Annotated in this window: 4 protein-coding genes and 1 rRNA gene; 2 read left to right on the forward strand and 3 right to left on the reverse strand. The window is 71.9% G+C overall.

Annotation, left to right across the window (positions count from 1 at the left end; genetic code table 11):
- Positions 1-97 precede the first annotated feature (97 nt).
- Positions 98-4,609, reverse strand: coding sequence for a HAMP domain-containing protein (locus tag ACIOJE_RS32995; RefSeq protein WP_400781278.1), 4,512 nt, complete (start codon positions 4,607-4,609; stop codon positions 98-100).
- A gap of 573 nt (positions 4,610-5,182) precedes the next feature.
- Between ACIOJE_RS32995 and ACIOJE_RS33000 the strand changes: the two genes are divergently transcribed.
- The gene (locus tag ACIOJE_RS33000; protein ID WP_400781267.1) at positions 5,183-7,744 is read left to right on the forward strand and encodes a SpoIIE family protein phosphatase; all 2,562 of its coding nucleotides are present in this window, start codon (positions 5,183-5,185) and stop codon (positions 7,742-7,744) included.
- A gap of 314 nt (positions 7,745-8,058) precedes the next feature.
- Positions 8,059-8,622 (forward strand): acetate uptake transporter, encoded by a 564-nt coding sequence (locus tag ACIOJE_RS33005; protein ID WP_280685716.1) that lies wholly within the window; start codon positions 8,059-8,061, stop codon positions 8,620-8,622.
- Here the strand turns inward: ACIOJE_RS33005 and ACIOJE_RS33010 are convergent.
- Both ACIOJE_RS33010 and rrf read right to left on the reverse strand, forming a co-directional pair.
- Positions 8,615-9,460 (reverse strand): phosphatase PAP2 family protein, encoded by an 846-nt coding sequence (locus ACIOJE_RS33010; protein ID WP_400781271.1) that lies wholly within the window; start codon positions 9,458-9,460, stop codon positions 8,615-8,617. The two genes, ACIOJE_RS33005 and ACIOJE_RS33010, sit on opposite strands and share 8 nt — an antisense overlap.
- Positions 9,461-9,558: 98 nt before the next feature.
- Positions 9,559-9,642: ribosomal RNA gene (gene rrf, locus ACIOJE_RS33015) — 5S ribosomal RNA — on the reverse strand; the annotation flags it as partial.

The following is a 9,642-nucleotide window of genomic DNA, read 5'->3' on the forward strand; positions in this document are numbered from 1 at the left end:
GACCCTACCCGGTTCCCGGGCCCGACCGCCAGCAAACCGGCCCACCGGACGGCGCGAACTCCGGGGCCCGCCCCGGGGTTCACGCCCTCCCGGGCGGCTACGCGCGGTCCGCCCGCAGCCACTCGCGCATCACCGTCAGCAGGTGGTCGGTCTCCACCGGCTTGGTGATGTGGTCGGTGGCACCCGCCTCCAGGGACTTCTCCCGGTCGCCCTTCATCGCCTTGGCGGTCAGCGCGATGATCGGCAGGCCGGCGAACTGGGGCATCCGGCGGATCGCCTCGGTGGTCGCGTAGCCGTCCATCTCCGGCATCATGATGTCCATCAGGACCAGCGCCACGTTCTCGTGCTGCTCCAGCATCTCGATGCCCTCGCGGCCGTTCTCGGCATACAGGACGGTCAGGCCGTGCTGCTCCAGCACGCTGGTGAGGGCGAACACGTTGCGGACGTCGTCGTCCACGATCAGCACCTGCTGGCCGTCGAAGCGCACGTCGCCGCGGGCGGGGCGGAGCGGCGCGGGCGCCACCGGGCGGGTCCCGGTGGCGGCGGCGTCCAGGGCCGCGACGCGGCGGCGCTCCACCGCCCCCCGGCGGCGCTCCTCGGCCAGCTCACGGACCTCCTGGGCCCAGTGGTCGGCCGGGTTCTCGCCGACCGGCACGGGCACCCCGACCGGGGTCACGCCGACGGAGGCGCGCGGCGCCGGGGCGTTCGACCCGGCCGCGCGGTCGCCCTGGGCCGCGCCCGGGGCCTCGGTGCGCAGCGGCAGGTAGAGCGTGAACGTGGAGCCCTTGCCCAGCTCGCTCTCGGCGTGGATCTCGCCGCCGAGCAGCCGGGCGATCTCGCGGCTGATCGACAGGCCGAGGCCGGTGCCGCCGTACTTGCGGCTGGTGGTGCCGTCGGCCTGCTTGAACGCCTCGAAGATCTCCCTGAGCTTGTTGCCTGGGATGCCGATACCGGTGTCCGAGACCGCGAAGGCGATCAGCTCCTCGTCCGGGCCCTTGATCGAGCCGGACTCCAGCAACCGCTCGCGCACGTGCTGCGGGACCTCCGCGCCGGCCGGGGAGATCGAGAAGTCGACCGCACCGGCGTCGGTGAACTTGACCGCGTTGGAGATCAGGTTGCGCAGCACCTGCTGGAGCCGCTGCTCGTCGGTGTGCAGGGTGACCGGCAGGGCGGGCGAGACCCGGACGGCGAAGTCCAGGTTCTTGTCCAGCGCGACGGGCTGGAAGGTGGCCTCGACGTAGTCGACCAGCTGGACCAGGGCGATCCGGGCCGGGCGGACGTCCATCTTGCCGGCCTCGACCTTGGAGAGGTCGAGGATGTCGTTGATCAGCTGGAGCAGGTCGGAGCCGGCCCCGTGGATGGTGTCGGCGAACTCGACCTGCTTGGGCGAGAGGTTGCCCTCGTTGTTGTCGGAGAGCAGCTTGGCCAGGATCAGCAGCGAGTTGAGCGGGGTGCGCAGCTCGTGCGACATGTTGGCGAGGAACTCGCTCTTGTACCGGGAGGCCAGGGCGAGCTGCTCGGCGCGCTCCTCCAGGACCTGGCGGGCCTCCTCGATCTCGCTGTTCTTGATCTCGATGTCGCGGTTCTGCTGGGCGAGTTGCTCGGCCTTCTCCTGCAACTCCTCGTTGGTTCGCTCCAGTTCCTCCTGGCGCGCCTCCAACTCGGCGGATCGCATCGAGAGTTCGGCGGTGAGCCGCTGGGACTCCAGCAGCAGGCCCTCGGTCTTGGTGTTGACGCTGATGGTGTTGACGGTGACGCCGATCAGGTCGGCGATCTGGTTGAGGAAGTCCAGCGCGACGGTGGTGAAGGAGCTGAAGGTGGCCAGCTCGATCACGCCCAGCAGCCGGCCCTCGAACAGCACCGGCAGCACCACGATGTGGGCCGGCGAGGCCTCTCCGAGGCCGGAGGCGATCTTGAGGTACCCGGGCGGCGCCTCCTTGAGGATGATCGCCCGCTTCTCCACCGCGGCCTGGCCGATCAGCGACTCGCCGGGCCGGAAGGTGGTCGGCATCGCGCGCCGCTGGTAGCCGTAGCTGCCGATCAGCCGTAGCACGGTGTCGTTCTCGTCGTCGTCCTCGGTGATCAGCTCGGCGGTGCGGCCGGCCGGCTGGGCGAGGAAGAAGGCGCCGTGCTGGGCGGAGACCACCGGGGTCAGCTCGGTCATGATCAGCGAGGCGACGGCCTCCAGGTCCCGGCGGCCCTGGAGCAGGCCGGAGATCCGGGCCAGGTTGGTCTTGAGCCAGTCCTGCTCCTGGTTGGTGCGGGTGGTCTCGCGCAGGTTGGCGATCATCTGGTTGATGTTGTCCTTGAGCTCGTCGAGCTCCCCGGCGGCGTCCACGTCGATCCGCAGGCTCAGGTCACCCCTGGTCACCGCGGTGGCGACCTGGGCGATCGCGCGCACCTGCCGGGTCAGGTTGTTGGCCAGCTCGTTCACCGACTCGGTCAGGTCCTGCCAGGTGCCGTCCACACCGGGCACCCGGGCCTGGCCGCCGAGCCGCCCGTCGGTGCCCACCTCGCGGGCGACCCGGGTGACCTCGTCGGCGAACGCCGACAGCTGGTCGACCATGGTGTTGATGCTGGTCTTGAGCTGGAGGATCTCGCCGCGCGCGTCGACGTCGATCTTCTGTGACAGGTCGCCGCGGGCCACCGCCGTGATCACCAGCGCGATGTTGCGCACCTGGCCGGTGAGGTTGTTGGCCATCAGGTTGACGTTGTCGGTCAGGTCCTTCCAGATCCCGGCCACGCCCGGCACGCTCGCCTGGCCGCCCAGGGTGCCGTCGGTGCCCACCTCGCGGGCAACCCTGGTCACCTCCACCGCGAAGGAGGAGAGCTGGTCGACCATGGTGTTCAGGGTCCCGGCGAGCGCCGCGACCTCGCCCTGCGCCTCGATGGTGATCTTCTTGGACAGGTCGCCGCGGGCCACCGCGGTGGCGACCTCGGCGATGTTGCGCACCTGTCCGGTCAGGTTGGACGCCATGAAGTTGACGTTGTCGGTCAGGTCCTTCCAGATCCCCGACACGCCGCGCACCCGCGCCTGGCCGCCCAGGATCCCCTCGGTGCCCACCTCGCGGGCGACCCGGGTGACCTCGTCGGCGAACGCCGACAGCTGGTCGACCATGGTGTTGACGGTCGTCACCAGCTCCAGGATCTCGCCCCGGGCGTCGACGGTGATCTTCTTCGACACGTCGCCGCGCGCCACCGCGGTGGTCACCTCGGCGATGTTGCGGACCTGACTGGTCAGGTTGTTGGCCATCAGGTTGACGCTGTTGGTCAGGTCCTTCCACGTCCCGGACACCCCGGGCACGCTCGCCTGGCCGCCGAGGATGCCCTCGGTGCCGACGTCCCGGGCCACCCTGGTCACCTCGTCGGCGAAGGCGCCCAGCTGGTCCACCATCGTGTTGATGGTGTTCTTCAGCTCCAGGATCTCCCCGCGCGCGTCCACCTGGATCTTCTGCGACAGGTCACCCTTGGCGACCGCGGTCGTCACCTGCGCGATGTTGCGCACCTGATCGGTGAGGTTGTTCGCCATGAAGTTGACGTTGTCGGTCAGATCACGCCACACCCCGGCCGCGCCCGGCACCTGGGCCTGACCGCCGAGCCGCCCCTCGGTACCCACCTGGCGGGCCACCCTGGTCACCTGCTCGGCGAAGCCGGAGAGCTGGTCCACCATCGTGTTGATGGTGTTCTTCAGCTCCAGCATCTCGCCGCGCGCGTCCACCTCGATCTTCTGCGAGAGGTCCCCGCGCGCCACCGCCGTGGTCACCTGGGCGATGTTGCGAACCTGGCCGGTCAGGTTGTCGGCCATGAAGTTCACCGAGTCGGTCAGGTCCCGCCAGACCCCGGCCACGCCCGGCACCTGCGCCTGACCGCCGAGACGGCCCTCGGTGCCCACGTCCCGGGCCACCCCGGTGACCTGCGCGGCGAACCCGTTCAGCTGGTCCACCATCGTGTTGACGGTGTTCTTCAGCTCCAGCATCTCGCCGGCCACCTCGACGGTGACCTTGCGGGACAGGTCCCCCTTGGCCACCGCCGTGGTCACCTGGGCGATGTTGCGCACCTGCGCGGTCAGCCGGCCGGCCATGGTGTTGACCGAGTCCGCCAGGTCCTTCCAACTGCCCGACACGCTGCGGACCTTGGCCTGACCACCCAACTTGCCCTCGGTGCCCACCTCACGGGCCACCCGGGTCACCTCGTCGGTGAACTCCGAGAGCTGGTCCACCAGTCCGTTGACGGTCCGGCCGATCTTCAGGTACTCGCCGCGCAGCGGGTGGCTCACCCCGTTGCTGTGCAGCGAGCGCAGTTCCATCTTCTGGTCCAGGTCGCCCTCGGCGATCGAGGTCAGCACCCGGCCCACCTCGGCCATCGGGCGGGCCAGATCGTCGATCAGCGCGTTGCAGTTGTCGACGGCCGCCATCCAGGCGCCCTCGCCCGCGCCGGTCTCCAGCCGCTCGTTCAACCGGCCCTCGCGGCCCACCGCCCGCCGCACCCGGGCCAGTTCGCCGGTGAGGTGCTGGTTGCGCTCGGCGACCTCGTTGAACACCGCGGCGATCTCCGCCAGCGGCCCGTCGCCCGGAACCGTCAGCCGGCGGCGGAAGTTGCCGTCGCGCATCGCGGTCAGCGCGGACAGCAGCTTCCGCAGCTCGGCCGGCTCCGCCTCCCGGCTGTGGCTCGTTCGTCGGCCGGCCGCGTTCCGCGGCGCGGTCCCGGACCGCCCACCGCGCGGAACGGGCGGCGTCGTACCGGTTGCGTCCTTGGTGGCCGAACTCAACGGGCCCCTCCCACATCGTGAACTGTCCGGTGACCGTGCGTGCCGGTACGGCACGCACCGGGACACCGGCCCGGTCGGGCTGCGTACCGGCCGCCCACACGGCACACCGGCACCCGCACCGACCGTACTGCTCCGACCGGCCGTCGCGGACCCCCCAGTCTGGCAGCACTGGCGCCGGGTGTACGGCCGGTTGCGCTCGGTTGGTAGCCGGCCGTCCGAAACAGGTGGGCAGAATCACCCTCTGGTGCCTGTTTCGACGCCCCGCCCCCACGGGGAACCAAGCGGAAAGTAGGGTGGAGCGCTGCACCGGGCCACGACCCGCCCCAGCGCCGCCGCCACCCGACGGCGCGCACCGGGAGTCGGCGCCGCACCCCCGGACAGCCAGGGCAAGAGCAGCAGAGGAGAAGTGGCAACGTGGTCACCGCGCGCGCAGCCGCCACCTTCGACCCCGACGGCCGGTCCGCAGCCGCCGCCCGGGGCTTCGTCCGGGACGCGCTGCTCGGCTGGGGGCTGCCCGAGGTCGTCGACGACGCCGTCGTCCTGGTCAGCGAACTGGTCACCAACGCCGTCGTGCACGCCGGCACCGCCGCCGAGGTGTGCTGCCTGCGTGAGGAGGGCACCGTCCGGATCGAGGTCACCGACCACCACCCGGAGCGCGGCCTCCCCTCCCTCGGCGACGGCCCCGTCACCGCCTCCGACCGCTACGCCGACCCCGACGGCGAAGGCGGCCGCGGCCTGCTGATGTGCTCCGCCCTCGCCGAACGCTGGGGCGTCGAGTACGCGGCCGGCCGCAAGACCGTCTGGTTCCGGCTCGCGCTGCCCGCCCCCGTGGCCGGCACCCGCTACGCCGTCCCCGCGACCCCCGGCAGCGACCTGCCCAGCAGCCCCGGCCCGGTCCACGTCGCCGTCGTCCAGCTCGACGAGGACGGCCGCGTCCTGGCCTGGAACCCGGACGCCGAGGCGCTCTTCCAGCGCCCTGCCGCCACCGTCCTCGGCCGCCCCTGGGCCGACCTCGCCGTCTGGCCGCCGTCGGCCGGCCGCGGCCTCGGCCTGACCGACACCCTGCGGCTGGCCCGCTGGGAGGGCGGCTACGGCGTCCGGCGCGCAGACGGCCACGAGGTCGAGGTGTACGGCGTCCAGGTCCGCGTCCGCGACACCGAGGGCGTCCCCTCCACCCTCTGCCTGCTCGTCCTCGAACCCGACCGCGCGGTGCTCCGCTCCCCCGCCCGGGCCCTGCCCGGCGACCGCACCGACCCAGCCGGCCCCCGGCTCGACCTGCTGGCCGGCCCGGTCGCCACCGACGACCTCGACACCCTGCTCCAGCGCACCGTCGAGCGCGCCCGCGACCTGCTCGACGCCGACGCCTCGTACCTGCTGCTCACCACCGACGACGAGACCGAGTTCGAGGTCCGCGCCGCCACCGGCCTCACCTCCGGACACCGCCGGCACACCCGCTTCCCGGTCGACACCGGCAACCGCTACGACTCCGCCCGGCTGCCCTCCGTGCACGAGGACCTCGCCGCCCGACCGACCGGCCTGCCCCTGCTCACCGGCAGCGGCATGCGCTCCCTGGTCACCGTGCCGCTCAAGGTCGAGGGCCGGCTGATCGGCTCGCTCGGCATCGCCACCGCCGCCCCCGGCCGCTACGACAACGAGGACGCGCTGCGCCTGCAGTTCGCCGCCGACCGGGTCGCCCTCGCGGTCGAGAGCACCCGGCTGACCGAGCTCGAACGGCTGCGCCGGGGCTCGCTGTCCTTCCTCGTCGAGGCCTCCGATCTGCTCGCCGGTACCCTCGAACACGAGCAGACCCTCGCCCTGATGGCCCAGATGGCAGTCCCCACCCTCGCCTCCTGGTGCGCCGTCTACACCCAGGGCGACCACGGCGCCTCGGCCGGCCTCGCCTTCGTCCTGCACGAGGACGAGGACCGGATCGACCCGCTGCGCGACCTGCTCGACAAGACCCCCGCCCCCGAGGCCGGTCCGACCCACGGCGTCCGCTTCTGGTCGGCGCCCACCGAGACCGCCGCCGCCGGCGGCCTCACCGACAGCCCCGAACTCGCCGGCCTGCTCGGCGAGACCGTCGTCCTGCCGCTGACCGCCCGCAACCGGGTCATCGGCCTGCTGGCGCTCGGCGTCCCGGCCGGTGTCCGGTTCCGCCAGGAGATCCTCGAACTCGCCGAGGACCTCTCCCGCCGGGCCGCCCTCGCCCTCGACAACTCCCGCCTCTACTCCGAGCGCACCGCCACCAGCCAGGCCCTGCAGCGCAGCCTGCTGCCGCCGGACCTGCCCGAGATCCCGGGCGTCGAGGTAGACGTCTACTACCAGGCCGCCGGTGAGGGCAACGAGGTCGGCGGGGACTTCTACGACCTGTTCACCATCCGCGAGGGCACCTACGGCTTCGCCATCGGCGACGTCTGCGGCACCGGTCCCGAGGCCGCCTCGGTCACCGGCCTCGCCCGGCACTCGCTGCGCCTGCTCGCCCGCGAGGGCCTGGACGCGCCACAGGTGCTCAGCCGCCTCAACGCGGCCATCCTGGACGAGGGTTCGCGCAGCCGCTTCCTCACCCTGCTCTACGGCGAACTGACGCCCCGCCCGGACGGCAGCACCGAGCTGTCCCTGGTCTGCGCCGGCCACCCGCTGCCGCTGCGGCTGCGCACCGACGGCCAGGTCGACCGCGCCGCCACCCCGCAACCGCTGCTCGGGGTCATGGACGACCTCGACCTCACCGCCGAACGCCTGGTGCTCTCCCCCGGCGAGGTGCTGCTGTGCGTCACCGACGGCGTCACCGAACGCCGCGAGGGCCGCCGGATGCTGGGCGACGACGGCCTCGCCGAGGTGCTCACCGGCTGCACCGGCCTGACCGCCGGCGCGGTCGCGATGCGGGTGCAGCGGGCCGTCGAGCGCTTCGCCCCGGAACCGCCGTCCGACGACATGGCCATCCTGACCCTGCGAGTGCCGACCCAGCGCAACCCCTGAGCGGACCGGACCGGGTCGTTCCTGATCGGCCACGGCCCGTGCCGGGACCAACCCTGAGCGGTCCACAGCTGACGACGTCACAAATTGTGCGATTCACAAGGGTACAAGCGAGTGGGGCCGGGTACACCGATCTCACCGGGGAATCCCTCGGCGGGGACGCGACCAGCGGCTCTCCCGCTGGCCCATCACTTCTGACCGCAGCCCGCGCACGCTCCAGCCGTGCGCCCTCGGCGCGGTCGCGCGCATCCACCTCATCGGACCACACCACTGCGTTCACTGCGCCCTGCGCGCGCCCAGAGTGAAAGGAGCCTCCGGTGAGCAACGAAGCTACCGGGGCAACGAACGCCCGTTCCACCGGAGCCGACGCGGGTAACCTCGGCTACCTCGCACTCGGCCTCACACTGCTCGCCTACGGCCTGCTCTCCACCGGCGTCTTCAGCGGCACCGGAGTCGGGGACGCGGCACCCCTCGCCCATCTGGTCGGCGGCGTCACCCTCTTCATCGCGGGCCTCTGGCAGCTCCGCGGCGGCGAGGGCTTCACCGGCACCGCCTTCACCAGCCTCGGCGCCTTCTGGGCGACCTGGTCAGTGGCCGGCGGAGCGGGCAAGAACGCGACCGGCCTGTTCCTGCTGCTGTGGGCCCTGCTCGCCCTCACCCTCACCGCCGCCAGCTGGGGCGCGGGACTGTTCAGCCGCGCCGTCTACGGCCTGCTGACGCTCTCCCTGCTGCTGTCCGCCATCGCTGCCTTCGGCGGCTACAGCGGCCTCGCCAAGTTCGCCGGCTGGGTCGCGGCCGTCTCCGGGCTCGCCGCCTGGTACTGGGCCACCTCGGCGCTCAGCAACGGCTCCTGGGGGCGGATCGCCCTCCCGGTCAAGTGACCTGCTGCGGCTGATCCGCCGCAGTGCGCCGGGGTCGGACCTCCGTGTCGACGGAGGCCCGGCCCCGGCGGCGTGCCACCACCGCCTGCACGGCGTACGCGAGGAGCAGGATCACGACTGCCACGATGCCGTCCGACCAGAAGTGGTTCGCGGTCACCACGACCACCGCGACGGTCAGCACCGGGTGCAGCACCATCGCCCACCGCAGCCGGCTCGACGACAGCCTGACCACCGCGACCGCCGCCAGCACGCACCACGCGACGTGCACCGACGGCATCGCCGACAGCTGGTCGGCCACCACCACCCCGCCCACCGCGCCGCCGTACACCGACTGCCCGTACTCCGCAGCCACGTCGACGAACCCGTTCTGCGGCAGCATCCGGGGCGGCGCCACCGGGATGAACTGCACCAGCAGGCAGACCGCCGTGGTGATCACCACCGTGTTGCGCACCCACGCGTACCGCTCCCGGTGCCGCAGGAACACCCAGAGCAACACGGCCAGCATCACCGCGAAGTGCATCACCGCGTAGTAGTAGTTCGCCAGCTTCACCAGCACCGGGTAGGGCGTGATCGCCGCCTGCCAGGACGCCTCGTCCGGCAGTCCGATCGCCAACTCGGTGCGGTGGACCCAGCTCGCCCGGTCCAGCGCATGGTCCGCGCTCATCACCGAGAGGTGTCCCACCAGCTGCCAGAGCGCGAACAGTGCCAGCAGCGTGCCGGCCTCCCGCAGCAGTGCCGACAGCGACGTCCTCCGGACCCTGGAGGCGGCGTACGCGCCACCGTAGAGAGCGACCGCGGCGCCCCCGGCGGACTGCCAGGTAAGGGTCAGGTTCTGCAACGGATCGCGCCTCTCCGACAAGCTCTGGTTCGTGTGTCGGCAGAGGGTAACGCAAAAAGACCCCCTCCCGGACGGGAGGGGGTCTTCTTGGAATGATTGTTCGGCGGCGTCCTACTCTCCCACAGGGTCCCCCCTGCAGTACCATCGGCGCTGTAAGGCTTAGCTTCCGGGTTCGGAATGTA

This window comes from Kitasatospora sp. NPDC087861 (assembly GCF_044742585.1).
Taxonomy (GTDB): Bacteria; Actinomycetota; Actinomycetes; order Streptomycetales; family Streptomycetaceae; genus Kitasatospora.

Coding starts and splice junctions, on each gene's coding strand:
- ACIOJE_RS32995 (WP_400781278.1), bottom strand. CDS start 4,609: ATGCGCGACGGCAACTTCCGCCGCCGGCTGACGGTTCCGGGCGACGGG.